We start from the raw sequence: 21,699 nt of genomic DNA on the forward strand, positions 1-21,699 counted from the left end.
GTAATTAGGTGATATTATGAAAAAATCCATTATTTATATTTTACTGGCTTCTATACTCATGGGAAGCACATTTCCCATACAAAAAATTGGTTTATTAAATGTTGATCCTTTAACTTATATTTTTCTAAGATTTTTAATTGCCACATTTTTATCTTTTCTTATTTTTAAAAAGAATGATATCTTTCATTCTTTTATTTTAGGATTAGTTCTTTCTGTGGGATATATTTCTCAAATTATTGGGATCAAATATACAACTGCATCGAAATCTGGTTTTATTGTTTCGCAATACATCATTTTTATCCCTATATTTTCCTACATTATAGAAAAGGAAAAAATAACTAAATATCAATCTGTAGGATTTCTTTTTTCCATAATAGGTTCTTATTTATTATCTGGTGGAATAAGCGGTTTCAATTTTGGTGATTTATTAATGTTTATTTGTGCAATAAGTTTTGCTTTACATATTGTTTTGATTACTAAGTTTAGTAAAATAGTTGATGAAAAACATTTATTGAGTTTTCAATTTTTGACTGTAACTGTTATTAGTTTTATAGCTCTTCTTATTTTCAAAAAAAGCATCTATGTAACTCCTGTATCATTTCTTACAATTTTTTATACAGCAATCGTTGGAAGTATTATAGTAATCTATTTGCAGCTAAAATATCAAAAAAATATAGGAAGCAATCTAACTGCAATATTATTTTTATCACAACCTATTTTTTCTGCACTTCTATCTTTTATCTTATTAAAAGAATCATTTACATTTAAACAAATAATTGGTTCTTCTATTTTGTTATTTGGAATTATAATATCTAATTTTTCAAATAAAAAAAACTAATCATGCAGATACATGATTAGTCAGACTGTTGATAAAGTATTTTCTAAAAAAATAATATGAACGAATACTTGAAAATTCCCGAAAAAATATGAATGAAGGCGGATAAAATCACATGGATGTGATTTTAAGAGAAATCAATCAGGATGTGCGTTTGAGCGACCGCCGAGAATGAATATTTTTGAGGATTTAGAATTTTCCGTATGAGTGAATATTATTTTTGAAAATACTTTGTATTTAATTATAAAGTTTGTCTACAAACTAACTGATCATGCAGATACATGATTAGTTTTTATTAGTTTTTAATTGTTTAACTGTTTTTTCAGAATTTTATTTAAATAATTTTCTTTAGCTAATATTTCAATTTCATATCCATTTTCCAATTGTTTTTGTTTTCTAATACCTATATCATTCTTTAGTTTTTCAATCTTCCACATATTATTGAATTCAATAAAGACTTTAGTTGACTTTATAACATTAAACTCTAATAACTTATCTTCTAGTTTTAAAAGAAACTCATGAACACTTTCTTTAGATTTTGCACTTACCAACAAAGCATTTGGATATAATGTTTTTATATGTTGTATTTTCTCAAAGGAGAGTTTGTCAATTTTATTAAAAACGACAATTCTGGGAATCTCTTCTTTTAATATATCATTTATTATGTTATCTACAACTCGCATCTTATCTTCAAAATTTTCTTCACTAATATCTATTAATTCTATTATTACATCTGCATAATTAATTTCATCTAATGTGGATTTAAATGATTCTACTAATTCTACAGGTAATTTTCTAATAAATCCAACTGTATCAGAAAATATTGCTGACAATCCTGAAGGGAAATGAATTTTTCTTGAGAGTGTAGAAAGTGTAGAAAATAATTTTTGTGAAACCAAAATTTTCTCATCTTCAGATAATGCTTTTAATAACGTAGATTTACCTGCACTTGTATAACCTAATATTGAAATTTGTGGGATATATGATTCATTTCTTTTTTTATTTTTAACTTCTCTAACTTGTTCTAAAGATTTTAATTGCTTTTTTAAATAATTAATTCTATCTTTTATATTACGTCTTCTATATTCTAATAATGTTTCACCAGAACCTCTGGTTCCAGTTCCTGTACCTCTTGCACCTCCACCTATTCTTGAAAGTTCTTTACCTAAACCTATTAATTTTGGTAATTCATATGTCAATGTAGCTAATTCTACTTGCAATTTTGATTCTGCAGTTCGAGCATTTCTTTTAAAAATTTCAAGTATTACCTCATTTCTATCTACAATCTTAATTTCTTCTCCTAATTGTTCTTGAATATTTTTTCTTTGAGAGTTAAAAAGAGAATCATTAAAAACAATTACATCTGCGTTATATGCTTTAACGATCTCTAACATTTCTTGGAATTTACCTTTACCCAAATAAAACTTTTTGTCTATATGATTCCTATTTTGATATATCTCAGTCAATATTTTAATACCTATATTTTCACATAATAATTTTAATTCTTCGATTTGCTTATCAAAGTCTTTTTCACCTATATTAACAGCTACTATTATTCCATTTAAAAATTCGTTCGTATTAATCTCCTCCTCTAACTTTTATATAATTTATTATACCAGAAAACATAATATATTATGCTTGAATTTTATAATATAAAGGAGTATAATTTATATGTAAATAAAATAATCAAATTTATAATTCCTATAGGAGGGAAAAATATGAGTAAAAAAAGAATATTTTTTATATCATTTTTATTATTAATCTTATCTTTTAGTTTAGTAGGATGTTTCTCTGAGAAAGTCCCTTCTGCTACAAAAAATGTTTCTTTAGATGTATTATTAACGGATAGACCTGTTAGTGACATTGATGAACTTCATGTATTTATTAAAGATATATACTTTACTTATGAATTAAATGGAGAAAGTTTTGAGTCAACTCCAGTAACTATAAACAAGGATTATGATATTTTGAGTTTAGCAGGAACAGAAGTAACTTTGTTTTCACTGGATATTCCAGAAGGATCTGAATTAGGTACTATACATATGGATGTTGAACAGGAAGCTACAGTTATAATAACAAATAATAATTATACCGCAACTGTTGCAGCTAATGGGAAATTGGTTATTCCAAATGCTGGAATAGATGTTAATGCTGATGGTGAATTAGTAATTGATTTTGATGCAGCTAGTTCTTTAAAACAAATTGGTAATACAAACAATTACAAACTTATTCCTGTATTAAAACCATCATTCCGAAGGAAGAATTCTACTGATATATTTGCTATAAAAGGAAAAGTTTTAGATGTTTCTGAAAATCCTGTTAGCAAAGCCATAATTACTTTGTCCGCTACAATAACAAATGAGCCGACCATTATAAGAGTAAGTTTAACAAATAAAGATGGAGAATTTTATTTAGGAAAACATGAAAACGGAAAATATGATATAAATCTTTATACAAACGTAATTTTACCAGAAGATGGAGAAATTAATTTTGATTCTTTGGCTTCAGATTATTCTACAACTTTATATATAAACAGTGAAGATGTGAATATAACCATAAATTTAAATCAATAATAAAGTTTAAAAGACTGGCTCCAGCCAGTCTTTTAATTTAATAAACAGCTATATATCCATCTGCTCTTTTTTCAGTTCCTGCTACATAACTTTTACCATTTTTAATTATTATTTGACCTCTTCCGAATGGCCCGGAACTTAAAGAAATTTTTATGTCGTGGCCTTTTCTTTCTAAATTTTCAGCAACATATGTTGGAAAATCTTTTTCTATTAATATCGTTTTTTTCTCAATCCATTGCCATCTTGGAGCATCTAACGCAGCTTGAGGATTTAAGTTTTTATCAATCATATTTAATATAACCTGTAAATGTCCCTGTGGTTGCATAAATCCCCCCATTACTCCAAATGGTCCAATTGGTTGATTATCTTTAGTGATAAATCCAGGTATAATTGTATGATATGGCTTTTTTCTTGGTTCTAAATAATTTATATGATTTTTATTCAATGAAAAACTATGTCCTCTATTTTGAAGAGCAATGCCTGTTTCAGGAACTACAATACCAGAACCAAATCCCATATAATTACTTTGGATAAAAGAAACCATATTTCCCCATTTGTCTGCTGTTGCTAAATAAACAGTGTTAGACGCTGGTATCTTTCCAGGTGTTGGAATTATAGCATTATTAGAAATCAATTTTGCTCTTTCTTTAGCATAATTTTCTGATAACATTTCTTCTAATTTTACCTTCATTTTAGTTATATCAGTTATATATTCTTTTCCATCTATAAAAGCTAATTTTAAAGCTTCTATTGATTTATGATAAAATTCATAATCAGAATTTATCTCTAAGTTTTTATAAATGTTCAACGCCATTAAAGTGATTATTCCTTGGACATTTGGTGGTAATTCCCATATATCATATCCTTTATAATTTACACTTATTGGTTCTACTAAATTATTTTTAAATTCAGCGAAATCATTATAATTAAAATATCCACCATATTTTTTAGAAAATTCAATGATCTTTTTAGTTATTGAACCATTATAAAACTCTTCAGCATTAGACTCTGCAATTAATTCTAATGTTTTTGCATGGTAAGGAAGTCTTACTATTTCTCCAGGTTTAGGCGCATCATCTCCAAATGTTTCAAACCAATATTTAAAAACTTCTCCTTTTAATTTTTCCTTATAAATTTTATTTGCTCTATTCCAGTAATAAGAAACTGTTGGTGAAACTGGATACCCTTCTAAAGCATATTTTATAGCTGGTTCAAAAATTTCCCTAAATTCTAAATTCCCAAATTTATTCCACAATAAATTCCAACCTGCTGGTGTTCCTGGTACAGTTACTGCCTCCCAACTATGTGGTTTTATTTCATTGATTCTTCTTTTTCTTAATTCTTCAAGTGATAATTTTTGTGGAGCATATCCGCTTGAATTCATTCCATATAGTTTTCCTTTGTACCAAATAATTGCAAAATTATCTGAACCAATGCCATTAGAAGTAGGTTCAACAACTGTAAGAACTGCAGCTGTTGCTATCGCAGCATCAATTGCATTACCGCCTTTTTTCAATATTTCTAATCCAGCTTGTGCAGCTAATGGTTCGCTTGTAGCTACTACCCCATTTTTTGCAAATACACATGTTCTCTTTGAATTAAATGGATATTCCAAAAAATCAAATTCCATAATTTCACCCCTTATTTTGTAAGAGCATTATAAATATAATAAATACCTATAATGATCAACACAATAAATAATACTCTTTGTATCCATTTAGCACCTTTCTTAATTGAAAATGTACTTCCCAAATATCCACCTGAAATACTTCCTAAAGCCAATACAAAACCAGCTATATAATTAACCTGATCATTTACCGCAAATACTATAAATGCAAATAATGTATATATTAAAACTAAAAATACCTTTATTGCATTTGTTTTTACTAAATCATATCCTTCTAATAATACTAATGCAGACATTAAAAAGAATCCTACACCTGCTTGTATAAACCCACCATATATACCGATTAAAAAGAATACCACAAAACTTATAATATTGTTCCTTTTTACTTTTCTTTCTTTTGTCCATAAATCAGGTTTTTTTACTAAAAAAATACTCATAATAATTAATATAAATCCAACAATACTTTTTAATAATGCTTTATCTATATTAACGACAATATTTGCACCAACCAATGCACCTAAGGTAGCTGGTATTGCTAAAAATATTGCTCTTTTTAAATCTAAAACATCATTTTTTCTGAATTTGGTAGTTGCTGTAATATTTTGAAAAATTATTCCAATCCTATTTGTACCATTTGCTACATCAATAGGTAATCCTAATAAATTTAATACAGGTAATGTTATTAAAGATCCTCCTCCGGCTATAACATTAATAAATCCACTAAATAATCCAGCTAAAAATACCAAAATATATAACATATTATCCCTCCCAAAAATTTGCTAAGCTAATTATTCTTATTATATTGAAATTTACATATTTTGTCAACAAAAAAATTCCCCATTACCGGGGAATTAAAAGGAGATTATTATACCTTTATTTCCTGCATATGTTGCAAGTGTCGAGCCCATATAATTTATATATATTTCTTTAGGTTTATATTTTTCCTGAATTATATTTTTAAAATATTCTGCATCTTCTCTATTATTTACATGAGTTATACCTACTATTTTTTCACGAAAATCCACTTTGCTTTTTTCTATTAACTCCAAGACTTTTAAATGAAATTTCTTTCTGCCTCTAACTCTTTCAAGCATTTCTACTGCGCCTTCATTATTATGTAAAATAATCTTGAAATTTAATATCTTGGCTATTGTACCACGAAATTTACTTAATCTTCCACCTTTTACTATATTTTCAAGTGTATCCAACAATATTAGTATAGTAATTTCATCTCTAAGTTTTTTTAGTTCATTAATTATCTCTTCTAGAGAATATCCTTCAGAAGCCATTTCTGCAGCTTTAATAACCTGAACTCCTTCTCCTGATGAAGCTCCAAGAGTATCAAAAATATGAATTTTATTGTTTTCTCCAATTAAATTTTTGGCCAAATTAGCCGCTTGAACAGTTCCACTTAATTTCGAAGAAATTGTTAAACACAACACTTCATCCCCATCATTTATAATTTTTTCAAAAGCCTCTCTAAATAACTCTGGAGATGGCTGTGAAGTTTTTGGAAGTTTCTCAGTACGTAACATTTTATTTTGAAACTCTTCAGCTGAAATTGAAACTCCATCTTGATAACTAACTCCATCAATTTCAACATTTAAAGGAATAACTATAATATTATACTTTTCAATTATTTCTTTAGGTAAATCAGCCGCACTGTCAGTTACTATCTTTACCATATTCTCCTCCTGCATGATTAATATTATAGTATATTATTGTTAGTTATACCTATTATATCATATTTGTTTGTATAATAAAAAAGTGGTGGTCAATTATTTAGAGATATAAATTTATTATTTATATTTTACTAATTTGATTATATATTGTATAATTTAATTACAAATAAATCGGGAGGTGATTACATGAAAATTTACATATCCTTTGATTTTGAGGGGTTAGCTGGAGTTACTCAATGGAGTGATGTTACTAAAGGTAAGGATTTTAAACAGTATTATGCTATGGAACAATTAAAGGCTTTATTAAAACCTTTAAAAGAACATGATATTGTTATTTCCGATTCTCATGCAATGGGAGATAATATTCTCTGGGAAATATCTAAAGAATTTCCAAATGTTGAATTAATAAGTGGGGGTATTAGAAAATATTATATGATGTCAGGAATAGATAAATCTTTTGATAGAATGATATTTTTTGGTTACCATTCTGGTGTTGGAGAATTATATTCAACAATGGATCATACCTATTCAAGCTCTTCTATACACAATATCTGGATAAATGGGAAATATATGAATGAAACTTTGATAAACGCAGCTTTTGGTGGTTTGTTTAATGTACCTTTAGCTATGGTTATTGGTGATGATAAATTAAAAAAACAATTAAATGGATATTTTAATAATCTAATTTATGTATCAACCAAAGAATCTATAGGTAGATTCTCAGCTAAATTTAAACCTATGAAAAAATTATTAGAAGAAATTGAAAATGCTACTCAAGTAATGCTTAATTATAAAAAAGAAGACTTTACAATATTTACTTTTGAAAAGCCAATTGAAATGATTGTAGAATTTTCTGATACTTTAAGGGCAGATATGGTGGAATCAATGCCATTAGTAGAAAGAATAGATGGAAGAAAGGTAAAACTGGTTCATGATGATTACAAAGTTGTTTTTGAAGGATTATTAGCTATGACTTATATAACAATGGCTGCTAAATATTTATAAATTATTCAAATAAACTTTTCTTACATAGGGAGAATTCATTGAAAGAAGTAATCCTCCGTATGAAAGATTAAAAAAAATTTCATCATTTAAATTATGTTTTTTTTCTGATTCGGTTAAATCAAGAATTATATAATCATTATTTATATCAATTATCTTTATTTTTTTATCTGTTGGTATAAAATATTCTTTTTTCATTCCCGGAGTATTAATAATACATACTCCGATTTTTTTTATTTTATTATTTAAAATCTTCTTTTTTATTTCAACTAATTCAACAGCAAATTCGCATGTGTTTTGATGCAAATATTCAAACGGCATATCATTAAGACCTATTCCCAAAGCAATAGATGCCCCACATCTTAATTGATTTACATCTTTTGGAATATTTATTTCATCAATTAAAGATAGCGTCCCAGAACTTCCTCCGGAAATTTCTTTTATTTTTATGTTTAAATCCTTCTCTAACCTATTTTTTATATTTATTAATATATTATATTTTTCCTCTGAGGGTATTACTCCACCAAAACATGAAAAATTTGTTCCTAATCCTTTTAGTTTTATATTTTTTAATTTAATAACATTTTTTACAGTATTATATATTTCATTATAATTTTCAAAGAAAATACCTTCTCTTAAATCTCCAACATCTATCATTAACATTATTTCATATATTTTATTCCTTATTTTAGCATATTTATTAATCTCAAAAATAGTTTCTAATTCTGAATTCAAAGAAATGTCCGTATATTTTACTACTTCTTCTATTTCGCTTTTCATAGGTATTCTTATCAACATTTTTTTAATTTTTAAATCATTAAATTTTTTTAAATTCTTCAATCTAGAATCAGCTAATATATTTATACCACTATCGATAATGCTTTTAATTATATATTTATCTCCAGCAAAAACTTTGGTTACAGCAGCAACCTCACTATTTTTCTCTCTACATTTTTCAATTACTTTTTTTGTATTTTCTCTAATTTTTTTCAAATCAATTCTTAAAATAGGAAAATATATAACAGCACCTTCTCCGAATAAATTAGATTATATCAAATAATATTTTTATAAACAATATGGTTAATACTACTATTATAATAGGTTTTATTATTTTACTCCCTTTTTTTAACGCTAAACCCGAACCAATCCAATGTCCTGCTATTCCAAATATTGCAGCTGGTAATCCTATTGAAAATATTACTTTTCCTCCTATTATAAATGCTGTTAATGCACTTACATTGGAAGCTAAATTTACAATTTTAGCTGTTCCTGAAGCTTTCACATGATCAATAGATAATATAGATACATAAGCTATTATTAAAAAGGTTCCTGTTCCAGGTCCAAAGAATCCATCATACGCACCAATAAAAAATCCTATTATCGAAGATAAAACAATTACCTTCATTCTTGAAAAATTAATGCTATTATCTTCTTTATGCATACTATTATGTCTAAACAAAATAAATAACGTCGCTATTGGAATCAATATGGCTAACACTATTTTCAATATATTATCTGGAATAAACATTGCAATCCTTGCTCCCAAAAAAGATCCGATAAAAGAAAATATTGCTGAAAATACTCCTATTTCAAAAATAATAGCTTTTCCATGATTATATCTCAAAACACTTACAATAGTTCCTATGGAAGAAGAGAGTTTATTTGTAGCTAAAGCATTATGACTTGGAAGACCTATAAATAAATAGGCCGGCAATGAAATCAATCCACCTCCACCGGCTATTGAATCAACAAAACCAGCTAAAAATATTAGTGGGAATAATATGAGTTTATCGATTAAATTTATATTCATATTAACCCCTCTTTAATTCAGAAATTATTTTTTTTAGTCTTTTTAATTTTGTTTCTTCTTTCTTTGCATTTTCAATTAAATTATTATATTCTTTTTTCCTTGAATAAGATAATTTTTCAAAAACTTCAATTAGATTATTTTCTTTTAATTTGTTTTCTAATAATTTATTTAAAATTATTTTTCTTTCTTCAGTATCTTCGTATAAAGTTATTTCAACTTTATCTCCAATATCTTTATTAATTTTTTTTCTTATAGCCTTTTGAATACCTAAAATATGACAATCAGTCCCCATTTTTACTAGTGATCCTCTATATTCAACTCCATCAAAAAAAGCTACAACCTTTATTCTTCCTTTTTTTCCAAACTCTTTTTCCACATCATATGGGAATTCAATATATGCTCCGCCTTTTCCTATTTTAGATTCTTTTATTTCAGCAATAAAATTATATTTTTTCATTTTTATCCTCCAACTGTATATTTAATTTCAAATATTTATTAATAAAATTAAATATAATACCAACAAATAAACCTAATAAAAAACCAAAAATTGAAAATATTAAAGGCATTCCTATTAAAGCAAGAAAAGCTAATAGTGTTCCATAACCAACTGAATTGTGGATTATATCATAAATTAATCCACCAAATGAATATAGAATGCCTAAAACCATCCCTATAAAACCTAATACAATAAAATGTATTTTTGAAAAATCAAATATTTTTATTTTCATAGTTCTGTTGCCATCATTAAAAATCCAGTAAAGGCTGCATTATCAATATCTAAAGACTTATCTACATATTTTTTCATTTCTAAAATATAATTTCTATATTTTTCATAGAAATCATATGTTGGTTTTGGTGAATATTTGATATCTTCTAATTCATAATATTTTATTATTAACTTAGTAGTGTTTGGTTTTACAAATACTTCTTCCCTAGGACTATAATAATATGGAACTATTGTTAATAATGTCCATTTTGCTAATTTATAACTTCCTAAAATTTCTAAAGTTAAATTAAAACCTAATTCTTTATCTCCATGAATTAATTGTTTAATTCCTTCAGATAATTGTTTCTTTTCTTCTTCAGTCATAGCTTTAACAGCATCTCTGAATTTAGGTTTTTCAAATAATGAAACTAAAGATGCTTTGGAAACAATTTTAATTAAATTATCTGTTACTTTGTTTATATCCTCAAAAGCATCTAAATTAAAAAATTCTAATGCCATATTATGCATTTTTTCTGGAATATGTTTTTTTGCTAATTTTAGTAATTCGGGATTTGAAAAACCCCCAGGATAAACACTTAAGAATTTTTTTGATGCTTCTTCAATCTTATTAATATTCATTATTCTTCCTCCTTTTTAAATAATAAAATTCTAATTTTTCTTCATTATAATACAGGTTTAAATTTTAATATTTCTAGATAATACATATTATTCTCCCATTTAACAATAATAAAATTAATAATAATAAGTATAATAATTTTTTTCTTTATACTTTTTAGCAATATATGCACCAAATATAAATCCACCTATATGAGCCCACCAGGCTACTCCTGCACCATAATATGGACCCACTAACGATAATATACCATTAAATATTTGAGATAAAAACCATATTCCAATAAATATAAATGAAGGAATATTCACAAATATTGGAATCCATAATAGTAAAAATAATGTTTGAATTTTAGCCAATGGAAACAGGACAAAATAGATACCAATTACACCGGCAATTGCTCCAGATGCTCCAATAGTAACAATAGGCGAATTTAAATTAAAAATATAATGCGTAAAAGATGCAATAAATCCACTCGATAAATATATTAGTAAAAATTTAAAATGTCCTAATTTATCTTCTACATTATCTCCAAATAACCAAAGAGACCACATATTTCCTAAAATATGCATAAAACTACCATGTAAAAACATACTGGTAAATATTGTAAAAATATTTATTCCAATATATCCCATATCCCCATACGCAATAGCCTTCGTCAGTTCTGATGGCATAAAACCATAATATTGTATAAAAGATTCTCTTAAATGAGAAGGTAAAATCATTTCAAAAACAAATACTATAACATTTATAATTATAAGAGTTATAGTTACTACAGGTTTTTTACTACTTGGATTAATATCTCTTAATGGAAACATATACTTTCACCACTTTCAAATATTGTTTTTATTATATTATATATTATTATATTATTAAATAAACCCCATCCAAAAGATGGAGTTTAAATTATTTTCTTACAAGTTTCGCTACAGATTCAAGGTGTTTAGTATGTGGGAACATATCAACAAATACGAATTTTTCGATTTCATACATATCTTTTAAATAAATCATATCTCTTGCAAAATTAGCTGGATTACAAGACACATATACTACATTGTCAAATTTATTATCCATAATAAAATTAATGACATTCTTATGTAATCCCGCTCTTGGTGGATCAACTACTATTGTATCTAATTTCTCATCTAATAGTTTTACAATATCTTTTGCATCTCCTAAATAAAATTCAACATTATTTGCATTATTATCTTTAGCATTTTCTTTTGCTGCTTCAACAGCTTCTTTTACAATTTCAACTCCAATTACTTTTTCAAGTTTTTTAGCCATTAATAATGTTATAGTACCAGCACCACAATATAAATCAAATCCAGTTTTAGCATTTTCATCAATATAATCTAAGACCTTAGAATATAATACTTCAGATCCTAATGTATTTGTCTGTAGAAATGAAAATGGGCCTACCTTAAATTTAATTCCTAATATTTCTTCTTCAAAATAATCTTTACCATATAATTTTTTTAACTCATCTGGTTTAACTACTGTGGATTTAGCATCTGTTATAGTATGATATATACTTACTATTTTTCCTTCTAATTCTAATTTTAAAACTTCATTTACCCATTTTTCTACATGAGAATGATAATCTTCTGATGAAGTTGATATATTTAATAATATTTCATTTGTTTTAAATCCTTTTCTCATAACAAGATGTCTTAAATAACCACTATGTTTCTTATAATTTCTAAATGGCAAATCTTTAAAAAACATTTCTGAAAATTCAATTATTTTCCCAAAATCTTTTGGCGCAATTTTACATGTTTTTGCAGAATATACGTCATAAAATTTCCCTTTACCTCTTAATCCTATAGTTAATGGTCCATCTTTCATTTCATTTCCAAAAGAATACTCCATTTTGTTTCTATAATGATAAATTTCTGGTGAGCTTAATACACCTTCATAATTTTTTATTTCTATTTGACTATCTTCTAATATTTTAAGAATATTTTCTGTTTTTTCTTTTAATTGAACATCATAGTCTATATCTAAATAAGTACATCCTCCACATTTTCCAAAAACATCACATATATTAGACATTAGATACCTCCATTATTTTTGTAATTGTTTTATTTTATTTAATACATCTTCTGCATGACCTTTTACTTTTACTTTTTCCCATAGATAGGCTATTTTTCCTTCTGGATCTATTAATATGGTTGTTCTCACGACACCATAATATTCTTTTCCAAAATTCTTTTTTAGTTGCCAAACCCCAAATTTTTCTAATAATTCTTTGTTTTCATCTGAACCCAACTTTACTTTTAAATCATGTTTAGAAATAAATTTTTTATGTTTATCAATACTATCAGGACTAACTCCTATTACTTCTGCATTTAGTTTATGAAACTCATCAATTAATGATGTAAAATCTTTAGCTTCAGTTGTACATCCTGGAGTGTTATCTTTAGGATAAAAATATAACACTATCCATTTACCCTTTAAATCTTCACTTTTTATTATTTCACCATTTGTTTCTACAATTTCAAAGTCAACCTTATCACCAATATTATATTTTACATAACCCATTATACGGCCCCCTTACTAAAGCTTTTCAATTTTAATTTTAGGTAATAATTCCAAAACATCTTTTTTCCTACATAACTCTGTACCGGGAGTTAATACTGCAGCATTACCTGCCGCATTAGCTAATCTAAATGCCTCTAATTTATCTTCTTCATATTTCATTACATATCCTGCTAAAAAAGAATCTCCAGCACCTACAGCGCTTTTTACTTCTAATTTAACAGGATAGGCGTAATATGCTTCATCCCAATTTGCATAAACGCTACCGTATTTTCCCATTGAAACCAAAATTTCATTTAATTTATATTTTTCTAATGTTTCTTTTGCATATTTAGATATAGATATTTTATCTTTTTCGTCAATGTCTTTATCTAATAATCTAGATAATTCATGTGTATTTGGTTTTATACAATGTGGTTCTGCTTCTAATCCTGCTTTTAAATTTTTTCCATCCGCATCAAAAAATACTGTTGCTCCCCATTGTTTTAATGAGAAAATCAATCCAGTGTAATAATCTGGATCAACACCTTTTGGCAAACTTCCGGAAATTACAATTGTGTCTCCTTCTCTTACAAGAGAATGCAATATATCAAAAACTTTTTGCAGCTTTTCTCTTTTCACAGATGCACCAGGCATGCTCATCCTATATTGTGTTTTTTCTTCTAAAATAATATTCATACGAGTTTCATGTTCAATTCTAACAGAAGAATATATAACACCTTCTTCATCAAGCATTTCTTCTATTTTCCGGCCATTATAACCTCCAAGTAAAGCTACAGCAACTGATACTCCTCCTAATTCTTTAATTACTCTTGAAACATCTATCCCTTTACCTGCAGGATAATCAACCAATTTTTTTGCCCTATTCGTGTCATCTGGAATTAATTGATCAATATAGATATATCTATCAAGACTTGGATTCATTGTTAATGTAAAAATCACATTTATCCCCCCAATGTTTTAATATATTCATTCAATTTTTTCAAATACCTATTTAACGCTTTATCCAATTCCTCAAGTTTTTCATTTTCAGTTATTATATTTGCTTCAAACTCAGAAAATAATGTAGCTATATCATTATAAATCAATTCAACAACACCATATAAATTTGATTCTAAATTATTCTTTATTAATTCTTCACCTTCATCAAACTTTTTTTCTATCTTTTTTACTATCTTATTTTTCTTGAATGCAGCAAAAAGTGTTCCAGTCGCAACACCAAGACCAGTTATAATTCCTCCAGTTATATCAAAAATAGAAATTTGTGTTGATGCCATCAAGATGATTCCTAATACAGATAACCCAGTTCCGCTAAATACTGTAGAATTTATTGATTTTAATTTTTCTTCTTTTATTAAATCCATAAATTTTTCATTTTTTATATATTCATCAATTTTATTTATAGTATTTTCAATTAGTTTTTTTCTTTGTTCACCAAATTCATAATATATATTCTTTAAATCTACGGATTTTTCTATTTTTTTTAATTCTTCAAGATTTTTAATCAGCATACTTTTTATATTATCAATAAATTTAACAGATCTTTCAGAAGATATCTCTTTGGTAGAATTTAATAATTCATTTATAAATAGATTTTTTATCTCATCTTCGAGAACTCTCAAATTTTCTTTTTTAGAAAAAGATCTTTTTAATAATTTCCATAATGTAATTTCTTCCTCTAATTTAATTTTAACTTTTTTCGAAATATTTCTATAATTTTCTAAGATTATTTTTATCCATAATTCTACTTCATTTAAAGAATTCTTTTTTGAAATTTCTATATTTTTATTTATTATATCAATAATGTCTTTTTGTTCTATTAAGTTCTTTTTCTTTTTATATAAATCTTCTTTTATTTCTAATAGAAAAGCTTTTATTTGATTTGCTGAAGATTCTAATTTTCCAAATTCTTTTTTGCTACCTGTAACAGTGTCCAAAATAAACTTTCTAATTTCTTCAAATCCTGAATCTTTATTATTTTCAAATTCCATATCAGATGAAGTAATAAATATAGGTGTTTCTTTTCCCTTATCTTTAGCTCTTATTTTAGCATTTTCATAATTTATTTTTATTTGTTCTTCTTTAGCTATGTCTTTCATAGTAAGCACAATAATAATGTTCTTTTGGTATTTTTTTACAATTTTTTCAAAAAACTTCCATGCGCTTCCTGCTTCAATATTATTTGCAGGAAATATAAATATTATTAAATCAGCATTAGGAATAAATGATTCTGTAATTTCTTCGTGTTCTGCTATCATACTGTTAGTACCTGGAGTATCAACTATTCTAATGTTCTTTAATATTTCATAAGGTCTTCCAATATATTTTATATATTTATCCAGCAATTCTTTTTCGTATGATTGTTCAGAAAATTCTATAACATTTATTTTGTCTGTACATGTTTGAGGAGAAACCTTTGCTAAATCTTTACTTTTTAGCAAAGCATTAACAAAACTACTTTTTCCTGAATTTACTTCTCCTACAATCATAAATGTATATGGCTCGTTTATTCTGTCTTTTATTTCCTTTAATACAATATCTTTTTTTATTGTTTTTAAAATAAAATTCAAATCTTCCATGATGTTTAATAGCTCATTTTTCTTTTCTATTACCTTTTCATCTATAATATTCACAACATCCCTCCCTAAGGAACTTTATGACCAAGTGCTGCTTCATAAATCATAAACCATTGTTCTCTATTCATTTTTATATCTATAGCTTCAACAGCATTTTTTAATCTTTCAATTTTTCCACTACCAGAAATAGGGATAATTCCTACAGGATGATTTAATAGCCATGCATATACAATTTTATCCAAAGAAGACACATTAAAATCCTTTGCTACTTCTTTTAATGCTTTTAAAATTCTTTGCCCTTTTTCTTCAGAAGGATTAAATATTTTTCCTCCAGCTAATGGAGACCATGCCATCGGATTTATTTTTTTCTGTAATAAGAAATAAATATTTTCATTTTCAAAATGTTCTAAATTATATGGAGATATTTCTATTTGGTTAGTTATTAATGGGAGATTTGTATATTCCTGCAATGTTTTAAATTGTTGAATTGTAAAATTAGAAACTCCAAAATTTAAAACCTTACCTGATTTATGTAATTCATAAAAAGCTTCAGCAATTTCTTCTGGATTCATAAATGGATCTGGCCTATGTATTAGCAATAAATCTATATAGTCTGTATGAAGCTTTTTCAATGAATTTTCGACTGACTTTAATATATGTTCTTTACTTGTATTATAATGTTTAACACGAATATTCGAATTTTCATCCTTCCTTATAATTCCGCATTTTGTAATTAATTGTATTTCATTTCTTATACTGGGATTATTTTTAAGTACATTTCCAAATATCTCTTCACACTCTCCATTACCATAAATATCAGCATGATCAAATGTAGTAACACCTATATCTATAGCCTTCTGTATAAAATCAGTTAGTTCTTTTTCTGTATATCCCCAAGAATTTAAACGCATCATACCTTGAACTATTCTCGAAACTTCCAAATTGCTTTTTGATAACTTTACTCTCATAATTTTCCCTCTCTTTTGAAATTTTCTTTATCTTATATATTATATCATTTTTTAATAAAAAAACTCAGCCAATTTTAATGACTGAGTTTATACTTGTTATAATTTTAATATTATATTATTCAACAGGTTCTTGGGAAATTGCATTAACAGAACTAAGAGGTAAATTAAATACATATTCTATTGATCGTCTTAATAATAATATATACCATTCATTGTCATAACTATTACCATTATTAACATAGAATTCAAGTGGTGATGTTGAAGCAACAACTCTCCCATCTCCATATCTATATTCAATATACGTAGGATATTTTTCAGTTGATGAATATTCTTTAATGAATACTACTAAATTCTGTATATCTGCATCATTTAAATTGTCAAAACCACCATGACTTGCATAATTTCCATAAAGTTCATTATCATTTGGGAATCCTTCTAATAATGGATGGGTTAAATTTACAAGTTCATTATAATTATCATAATAATCTCTCCATGTTACTTCTCCAGGTAATGTTCCAGTAAAATCTCCCCCGGTCCAACCGTTATCACAAGCAATCCAGAATAATGTTCCTCCATTTTCTACAAAAGCATCAAATTTACTTGAATTTGTTTTATAAATTTCATAGAAATTAGTTGTTTGGTCTCCTTCAATAATTATTGCCCATGATGAATCAAAACTGTTTAAATTATTTATATCTGTAGAACTCATTATTTCATATTGATGAATACCAGCACCATTTGTGAATCCTATATCTTCTAAAATATTTGGTATAGCATCAGGTGCCCCCCAAGCAGATACATCTCTAAAAATAACAACATGTTCTGCAGCTTTTCTCAATATAAGATCTGGCACTATTGTATTTTTAGAATTTTCTACTAATACTGGTGCAGCATCTGCAGAATATTCAGAATTTTTTGAAGGATCATGTGCATAAACTACATAATTTCCAATTGGTACAAAATCAAAACTATAATTTCCATCTTTATCAGAAAACGTATACATACCAGGTAATGGTTCGCCTTCAGGAGTTCTAATTTCTAATAAAATACCAGTATGATCAGATTTATCAATATATTTTACATTTCCATTTAGTGTTCCATAATCGCCTAAAGGATATAATACTAATGTGTTGTCTAATATAATTTCAGAATTATCTTTTACTTCAATAAACTGTTTAGTAGGGAAATAACCATCTTTTTCAGCTTTAATAATATAATTTCCTGCTGGAATGTTTTCTAATAAAAAATCCCCATTTTTATCAGATAATGTATCTCCTAATGAAGAAATTGTATCTATTGGGCTAAATCCTTCCCCTTCACTTTCTAAACCCTCTATGGAAACTTTTATATTTTCATGATTACTAGAATCATTTAAGTTTACAATTCCTGATATATTACTATTACCTAATAATGGATCTATTTTTTGACAAGAAAATAATACAAGAATTGATAATATTGATAATAATATTATATATCCATATTTTTTCATATTTCCCCCTCCAATCAGAATCTTAATCCAAATTCACCATATACACCATAAATTCCAAATGTTTGTTGAAATGAAAGATCAATTATAGTATTAATCCCTCCAGTAAATACTAAAGGACCTAAATATAAAGATACTCCCGCTTTTGTTAAATACATTGTATAAGAGTATAATGAAAATTTATTATCGTAGAACTGGAATATAGGACTTATTCCTGTAAAAATTTTAAAATTTTTGAATGGTAGTTGAACTAAAATAAAAGTTGTTGGTTGAAAATAAGTTAATTCTCCTGTTTCAATTGTTTCTGGAGGTATAAATACTCCAACTTCTAATCCTATAATATCTTTATCACCTAATGTAATACCTCCTCCATAAAACGTTCTTTCATAACCAGATAACTCCATTAAATAACTTCCTGAAATTTCAAAACTGAATATAGAAATTGCGAAAACAAGGATAAATAATAATACAAATAATTTTGTTTTCATATTCCCCCTCCTTATTATTAATAAGTTATAATTATATCACTAAAAAGTTAAAATAAAACATATAATATATTTTTGAAATCAAATATTATTTAATTGTTAACATTTGATTTCAAAATAAACTATTGACATTTTGTCAATATTGATGTATAATAAATACCGGAGGGGAAAAATATGAAAAAAAAATGCCCAAGATTTAAAAGCGCTGATTTATTAAGTGGATATCTATTATTATTCTTAAAAGATAATCCCACTCATGGTTATTCATTGATCTCAAAATTAAAAGAATTGGGTTTTGAAATTAATGAACCTACAATTATTTATAGGCATTTAAAAAAGATGGAAAATTTTGGCTTTATTTATTCAAAAATTATGCCAAGTGATGAAGGACCACCTAAAAAAGTTTTTTTTATCACAGATTTAGGAAAGGTTTATTTAAAAGAAATATCTGAAAATATTAAAAATAGAGTAAAAGTTCTAAATATATTTTTAGAAAAATATGAAAGGAGTGCAGAAGATGAAAATAGCAATTCCGTTAATTGAAAATTTAGGAAAAAATTCTAAAATTAGTGAACATTTTGGTCATGCACCATATTTTGGCTTTATTAATCTTAAAGATAATGGTGAATATGAGCTTGAAGTAATAGAAAACCCTCTTGAAGAACATGGGCCAGGTGATGTACCAAATTTTCTTCATAGCAAGGGTGTAGATTTACTCATTGCGAGAGGTATTGGCGGAAGAGCAATAGCCTTTTTTGAACAACTAGGAATACAGGTAATAAGAGGAGCAAATGGAACAGTAGAAGAAATCATAAATGCTTTAAAAGAAAATATTTTAAAAGATAGAGAGTATGAAGTAAAAGAACATTTTCATAAACATGGTGACGATCACGATTGTAATCATTAAAAACATGACTCATCGGATATCCGATGAGTCATATTTTTAATTAAAATTTGTTTTATACGTTTTACATAAAAATTTTAATTTGCAGTTTTCGCATAATGGTTTCTTTTTACATATATTTTTAGAATGTTCTACAATCAAACCATGATAATTCTTATATAACATAATATCTTTAGGTAAATTATTTTCAAAAAAATTTTTATATGTATCATAATCAACTTTAATATTTAATCCTAATCTCGAAAACATTCTCTTTGTATAAGCATCTATAACAAAAGATAATTTATTAAATGCATATAGCAAAATTGAATCTGCCGTTTCTTTTCCAATTCCCTTAATGTTTAATAACTCATTTCTCAATATTTCTTTTTCTTTTTTATTTATAACTTCAAATGAAAAATTATATGTTTTAAACCATTCTAAGAGATTTTTTATATATTTTGCTTTAACAGTATAAAAACCAGAAGGTCTTATTAATTCTTCTAATTCATTTATGGGTAAATAATATAATGATTCAGGATTCATTAAATTTCTTTTTTTAATATTATCTAATGACTTTTCTACATTATTCCAATTTGTATTTTGAGTTAATAATGCTCCAATCATTATTTCAAATTCGTTATCTCCTGGCCACCAACCTTCAGGAATATTATATTCACTATATAACTTATTATATACTTCCATTAAATCAATATACATTGTTAGGTGGTACTTCCCCTTTCAATGCAGAAATTACATTTTCTGCAACCATTTTTGCCATATTATCTCTTGTTTCATATGTTGCACTTCCAGTATGAGGTGTTAAAACAACATTGTCTAATTCAATTAATTCTTGAGGAACTTTAGGTTCTTCCTCATATACATCTAATCCCGCTCCAGCAATTTTTCCTTCTTTCAAATATTTAATAAGAACTTTTTCATTTATTACAGGACCTCTTGCAGTGTTTATTATAATGGTATTAGGTTTCATCATAGAAAATTCTTTTTCATCTAGTAAATGATATGTTTCATCTGTTAATGGTGTGTGTAATGAGATATAGTCAGAATTTTTAATTAATTCCTCTAAAGTTGCATATTTTACCCCTAATTCTTTTTCTTCTATTTCTGATAATTTATTTCTCTTGTAATATAATACATTCATTTCAAAACCCTTAGCTCTTTTAGCCATTTCTTTTCCAATTCTCCCCATTCCAATAATACCTAATGTTTTTCCTTTTATATCATAACCTAAAAATAATTTTGGTCTCCAACCTACAAATTTACCTTCTCTAACAAATTTATCACTTTCCACAATCTTCCTAGCCACCGCGAATAATAAAGCCCAGGCTAAATCAGCAGTTGCATCACTTAAAACCCCAGGTGTGTTAGTAACATATATTCCAGCTTCTTTGGCTGCATCAACATCTATATTATTGTATCCAACAGCATAATTAGAGATAACTTTTAATTTACCTTTCCCAGCTTTAATAACTTCTTCATCAATTTTGTCACTTAATAATGTAATTAATGCGTCATTATTTTTTGCTAATTTAATAATCTCTTCGTGAGTTAATGTTCTATCTTCTCTATTTACCCACACATCAAAACCTTCATTTAATAATATTTTTTCAGCGATTTCTGGAATTTCATAAGTAAAAGCCACTTTAGCCATCTTTATCCCTCCCGAATAAGTTTTTTATAACTGATATTATTATATCAAAATTACATCAATTTTTAGTATATAATAAAAAAACCGGCTAAAAGCCGGTTAAAATGGTGCCGAGAGTGGGACTTGAACCCACACGAGGTTTCACCCTCAGTGGATTTTGAGTCCACCGCGTCTGCCAATTCCGCCATCTCGGCAAAACCAAAATTATTATACCATTAAAAATAT

The 21,699-nt window shown here is 26.6% G+C and carries 24 protein-coding genes and 1 tRNA gene; 5 read left to right on the forward strand and 20 right to left on the reverse strand.

The genetic code is table 11. The features are described 5' to 3' along the window. The first annotated feature begins 16 nt into the window (after nucleotides 1-16). Entirely contained in the window at nucleotides 17-838 is an 822-nt protein-coding gene (locus JRV97_RS11415) for a DMT family transporter (protein ID WP_280998990.1), read from the forward strand. Nucleotides 839-1,137: 299 nt separating this feature from the next. On the opposite strand, the gene hflX is transcribed toward JRV97_RS11415, so the two are convergent. After that, the gene (hflX, locus tag JRV97_RS11420; protein ID WP_320415418.1) at nucleotides 1,138-2,418 is read right to left on the reverse strand and encodes a GTPase HflX; all 1,281 of its coding nucleotides are present in this window, start codon (nucleotides 2,416-2,418) and stop codon (nucleotides 1,138-1,140) included. A gap of 135 nt (nucleotides 2,419-2,553) precedes the next feature. On the opposite strand from hflX, the gene JRV97_RS11425 reads away from it, so the two are divergent. After that, nucleotides 2,554-3,408, forward strand: a complete 855-nt coding sequence (locus JRV97_RS11425; RefSeq protein ID WP_280998991.1) for a DUF4382 domain-containing protein — start codon at nucleotides 2,554-2,556, stop codon at nucleotides 3,406-3,408. Between the two features lie 37 nt (nucleotides 3,409-3,445). On the opposite strand, the gene JRV97_RS11430 is transcribed toward JRV97_RS11425, so the two are convergent. From JRV97_RS11430 to JRV97_RS11440, 3 genes are all read right to left on the reverse strand, one after another. Further along, nucleotides 3,446-5,038 (reverse strand): gamma-glutamyltransferase family protein, encoded by a 1,593-nt coding sequence (locus JRV97_RS11430; RefSeq protein WP_280998992.1) that lies wholly within the window; start codon nucleotides 5,036-5,038, stop codon nucleotides 3,446-3,448. An 11-nt stretch (nucleotides 5,039-5,049) separates the two neighbouring features. After that, the gene (locus tag JRV97_RS11435; protein WP_280998993.1) at nucleotides 5,050-5,793 is read right to left on the reverse strand and encodes a sulfite exporter TauE/SafE family protein; all 744 of its coding nucleotides are present in this window, start codon (nucleotides 5,791-5,793) and stop codon (nucleotides 5,050-5,052) included. Between the two features lie 93 nt (nucleotides 5,794-5,886). After that, nucleotides 5,887-6,720 carry a DegV family protein gene (locus tag JRV97_RS11440; protein ID WP_280998994.1) on the reverse strand — a complete coding sequence of 278 codons (834 nt, stop codon included), beginning with the start codon at nucleotides 6,718-6,720 and terminating at the stop codon, nucleotides 5,887-5,889. Nucleotides 6,721-6,903: 183 nt separating this feature from the next. On the opposite strand from JRV97_RS11440, the gene JRV97_RS11445 reads away from it, so the two are divergent. Beyond that, nucleotides 6,904-7,722 carry a M55 family metallopeptidase gene (locus JRV97_RS11445; RefSeq protein WP_280998995.1) on the forward strand — a complete coding sequence of 273 codons (819 nt, stop codon included), beginning with the start codon at nucleotides 6,904-6,906 and terminating at the stop codon, nucleotides 7,720-7,722. Here JRV97_RS11445 and JRV97_RS11450 read toward each other — a convergent pair. From JRV97_RS11450 to JRV97_RS11510, 13 genes are all read right to left on the reverse strand, one after another. Beyond that, nucleotides 7,717-8,712 (reverse strand): alanine racemase, encoded by a 996-nt coding sequence (locus JRV97_RS11450; protein ID WP_280998996.1) that lies wholly within the window; start codon nucleotides 8,710-8,712, stop codon nucleotides 7,717-7,719. The two genes, JRV97_RS11445 and JRV97_RS11450, sit on opposite strands and share 6 nt — an antisense overlap. Before the next feature lie 49 nt (nucleotides 8,713-8,761). Further along, complete coding sequence (locus JRV97_RS11455) at nucleotides 8,762-9,529, reverse strand: TSUP family transporter (RefSeq protein WP_280998997.1); 768 nt, start codon at nucleotides 9,527-9,529, stop codon at nucleotides 8,762-8,764. 1 nt (nucleotide 9,530) lies between these two features. After that, entirely contained in the window at nucleotides 9,531-9,986 is a 456-nt protein-coding gene (locus tag JRV97_RS11460; protein ID WP_280998998.1) for a YdeI/OmpD-associated family protein, read from the reverse strand. Beyond that, nucleotides 9,973-10,257 (reverse strand): hypothetical protein, encoded by a 285-nt coding sequence (locus JRV97_RS11465; protein ID WP_280998999.1) that lies wholly within the window; start codon nucleotides 10,255-10,257, stop codon nucleotides 9,973-9,975. Before JRV97_RS11465 ends, JRV97_RS11460 begins: the two co-directional genes overlap by 14 nt. Then, nucleotides 10,254-10,874 (reverse strand): hypothetical protein, encoded by a 621-nt coding sequence (locus JRV97_RS11470; RefSeq protein ID WP_280999000.1) that lies wholly within the window; start codon nucleotides 10,872-10,874, stop codon nucleotides 10,254-10,256. The genes JRV97_RS11465 and JRV97_RS11470 overlap by 4 nt, the downstream gene beginning before the upstream one ends. 114 nt (nucleotides 10,875-10,988) lie before the next feature. Then, nucleotides 10,989-11,684 (reverse strand): rhomboid family intramembrane serine protease, encoded by a 696-nt coding sequence (locus JRV97_RS11475; protein ID WP_280999001.1) that lies wholly within the window; start codon nucleotides 11,682-11,684, stop codon nucleotides 10,989-10,991. Between the two features lie 88 nt (nucleotides 11,685-11,772). Beyond that, nucleotides 11,773-12,921 carry a 23S rRNA (uracil(1939)-C(5))-methyltransferase RlmD gene (gene rlmD / locus JRV97_RS11480; protein WP_280999002.1) on the reverse strand — a complete coding sequence of 383 codons (1,149 nt, stop codon included), beginning with the start codon at nucleotides 12,919-12,921 and terminating at the stop codon, nucleotides 11,773-11,775. Between the two features lie 12 nt (nucleotides 12,922-12,933). Beyond that, complete coding sequence (locus tag JRV97_RS11485; protein ID WP_280999003.1) at nucleotides 12,934-13,410, reverse strand: peroxiredoxin; 477 nt, start codon at nucleotides 13,408-13,410, stop codon at nucleotides 12,934-12,936. 15 nt (nucleotides 13,411-13,425) lie between these two features. Then, nucleotides 13,426-14,349: a 1-phosphofructokinase family hexose kinase gene (locus JRV97_RS11490; RefSeq protein WP_280999004.1), complete on the reverse strand. Its 924-nt coding sequence runs from the start codon at nucleotides 14,347-14,349 to the stop codon at nucleotides 13,426-13,428. Between the two features lie 2 nt (nucleotides 14,350-14,351). Next, nucleotides 14,352-16,040 carry a dynamin family protein gene (locus JRV97_RS11495; RefSeq protein WP_280999005.1) on the reverse strand — a complete coding sequence of 563 codons (1,689 nt, stop codon included), beginning with the start codon at nucleotides 16,038-16,040 and terminating at the stop codon, nucleotides 14,352-14,354. 11 nt (nucleotides 16,041-16,051) lie between these two features. Beyond that, the gene (locus JRV97_RS11500; RefSeq protein ID WP_407081601.1) at nucleotides 16,052-16,954 is read right to left on the reverse strand and encodes an aldo/keto reductase; all 903 of its coding nucleotides are present in this window, start codon (nucleotides 16,952-16,954) and stop codon (nucleotides 16,052-16,054) included. A 112-nt stretch (nucleotides 16,955-17,066) separates the two neighbouring features. After that, the gene (locus JRV97_RS11505) at nucleotides 17,067-18,440 is read right to left on the reverse strand and encodes a carboxypeptidase-like regulatory domain-containing protein (protein WP_280999007.1); all 1,374 of its coding nucleotides are present in this window, start codon (nucleotides 18,438-18,440) and stop codon (nucleotides 17,067-17,069) included. A gap of 14 nt (nucleotides 18,441-18,454) precedes the next feature. Then, nucleotides 18,455-18,925 carry a hypothetical protein gene (locus tag JRV97_RS11510; protein ID WP_280999008.1) on the reverse strand — a complete coding sequence of 157 codons (471 nt, stop codon included), beginning with the start codon at nucleotides 18,923-18,925 and terminating at the stop codon, nucleotides 18,455-18,457. A 171-nt stretch (nucleotides 18,926-19,096) separates the two neighbouring features. Here JRV97_RS11510 and JRV97_RS11515 point away from each other — a divergent pair, with 171 nt between their 5' ends. After that, nucleotides 19,097-19,465 (forward strand): PadR family transcriptional regulator, encoded by a 369-nt coding sequence (locus tag JRV97_RS11515; RefSeq protein WP_280999009.1) that lies wholly within the window; start codon nucleotides 19,097-19,099, stop codon nucleotides 19,463-19,465. Beyond that, complete coding sequence (locus JRV97_RS11520) at nucleotides 19,440-19,829, forward strand: NifB/NifX family molybdenum-iron cluster-binding protein (protein ID WP_280999010.1); 390 nt, start codon at nucleotides 19,440-19,442, stop codon at nucleotides 19,827-19,829. Before JRV97_RS11515 ends, JRV97_RS11520 begins: the two co-directional genes overlap by 26 nt. Before the next feature lie 36 nt (nucleotides 19,830-19,865). On the opposite strand, the gene JRV97_RS11525 is transcribed toward JRV97_RS11520, so the two are convergent. From JRV97_RS11525 to JRV97_RS11535, 3 genes are all read right to left on the reverse strand, one after another. Further along, complete coding sequence (locus tag JRV97_RS11525; protein WP_280999011.1) at nucleotides 19,866-20,525, reverse strand: endonuclease III domain-containing protein; 660 nt, start codon at nucleotides 20,523-20,525, stop codon at nucleotides 19,866-19,868. Continuing rightward, entirely contained in the window at nucleotides 20,515-21,477 is a 963-nt protein-coding gene (locus JRV97_RS11530) for a 2-hydroxyacid dehydrogenase (RefSeq protein ID WP_280999012.1), read from the reverse strand. Before JRV97_RS11530 ends, JRV97_RS11525 begins: the two co-directional genes overlap by 11 nt. Nucleotides 21,478-21,579: 102 nt before the next feature. Continuing rightward, nucleotides 21,580-21,668 (reverse strand) — tRNA-Leu (locus JRV97_RS11535). Nucleotides 21,669-21,699 lie beyond the last annotated feature (31 nt).

This window comes from Marinitoga aeolica (genome assembly GCF_029910535.1).
In the GTDB taxonomy this organism is placed as follows: Bacteria; Thermotogota; Thermotogae; order Petrotogales; family Petrotogaceae; genus Marinitoga; species Marinitoga aeolica.

Coding starts and splice junctions, on each gene's coding strand:
- JRV97_RS11415 (WP_280998990.1), top strand. CDS start 17: ATGAAAAAATCCATTATTTATATTTTACTGGCTTCTATACTCATGGGA.
- JRV97_RS11425 (WP_280998991.1), top strand. CDS start 2,554: ATGAGTAAAAAAAGAATATTTTTTATATCATTTTTATTATTAATCTTA.
- JRV97_RS11430 (WP_280998992.1), bottom strand. CDS start 5,038: ATGGAATTTGATTTTTTGGAATATCCATTTAATTCAAAGAGAACATGT.
- JRV97_RS11435 (WP_280998993.1), bottom strand. CDS start 5,793: ATGTTATATATTTTGGTATTTTTAGCTGGATTATTTAGTGGATTTATT.
- JRV97_RS11440 (WP_280998994.1), bottom strand. CDS start 6,720: ATGGTAAAGATAGTAACTGACAGTGCGGCTGATTTACCTAAAGAAATA.
- JRV97_RS11445 (WP_280998995.1), top strand. CDS start 6,904: ATGAAAATTTACATATCCTTTGATTTTGAGGGGTTAGCTGGAGTTACT.
- JRV97_RS11455 (WP_280998997.1), bottom strand. CDS start 9,529: ATGAATATAAATTTAATCGATAAACTCATATTATTCCCACTAATATTT.
- JRV97_RS11460 (WP_280998998.1), bottom strand. CDS start 9,986: ATGAAAAAATATAATTTTATTGCTGAAATAAAAGAATCTAAAATAGGA.
- JRV97_RS11465 (WP_280998999.1), bottom strand. CDS start 10,257: ATGAAAATAAAAATATTTGATTTTTCAAAAATACATTTTATTGTATTA.
- JRV97_RS11470 (WP_280999000.1), bottom strand. CDS start 10,874: ATGAATATTAATAAGATTGAAGAAGCATCAAAAAAATTCTTAAGTGTT.
- JRV97_RS11475 (WP_280999001.1), bottom strand. CDS start 11,684: ATGTTTCCATTAAGAGATATTAATCCAAGTAGTAAAAAACCTGTAGTA.
- rlmD (WP_280999002.1), bottom strand. CDS start 12,921: ATGTCTAATATATGTGATGTTTTTGGAAAATGTGGAGGATGTACTTAT.
- JRV97_RS11485 (WP_280999003.1), bottom strand. CDS start 13,410: ATGGGTTATGTAAAATATAATATTGGTGATAAGGTTGACTTTGAAATT.
- JRV97_RS11505 (WP_280999007.1), bottom strand. CDS start 18,440: ATGAAAAAATATGGATATATAATATTATTATCAATATTATCAATTCTT.
- JRV97_RS11510 (WP_280999008.1), bottom strand. CDS start 18,925: ATGAAAACAAAATTATTTGTATTATTATTTATCCTTGTTTTCGCAATT.
- JRV97_RS11515 (WP_280999009.1), top strand. CDS start 19,097: ATGAAAAAAAAATGCCCAAGATTTAAAAGCGCTGATTTATTAAGTGGA.
- JRV97_RS11520 (WP_280999010.1), top strand. CDS start 19,440: ATGAAAATAGCAATTCCGTTAATTGAAAATTTAGGAAAAAATTCTAAA.
- JRV97_RS11525 (WP_280999011.1), bottom strand. CDS start 20,525: ATGTATATTGATTTAATGGAAGTATATAATAAGTTATATAGTGAATAT.
- JRV97_RS11530 (WP_280999012.1), bottom strand. CDS start 21,477: ATGGCTAAAGTGGCTTTTACTTATGAAATTCCAGAAATCGCTGAAAAA.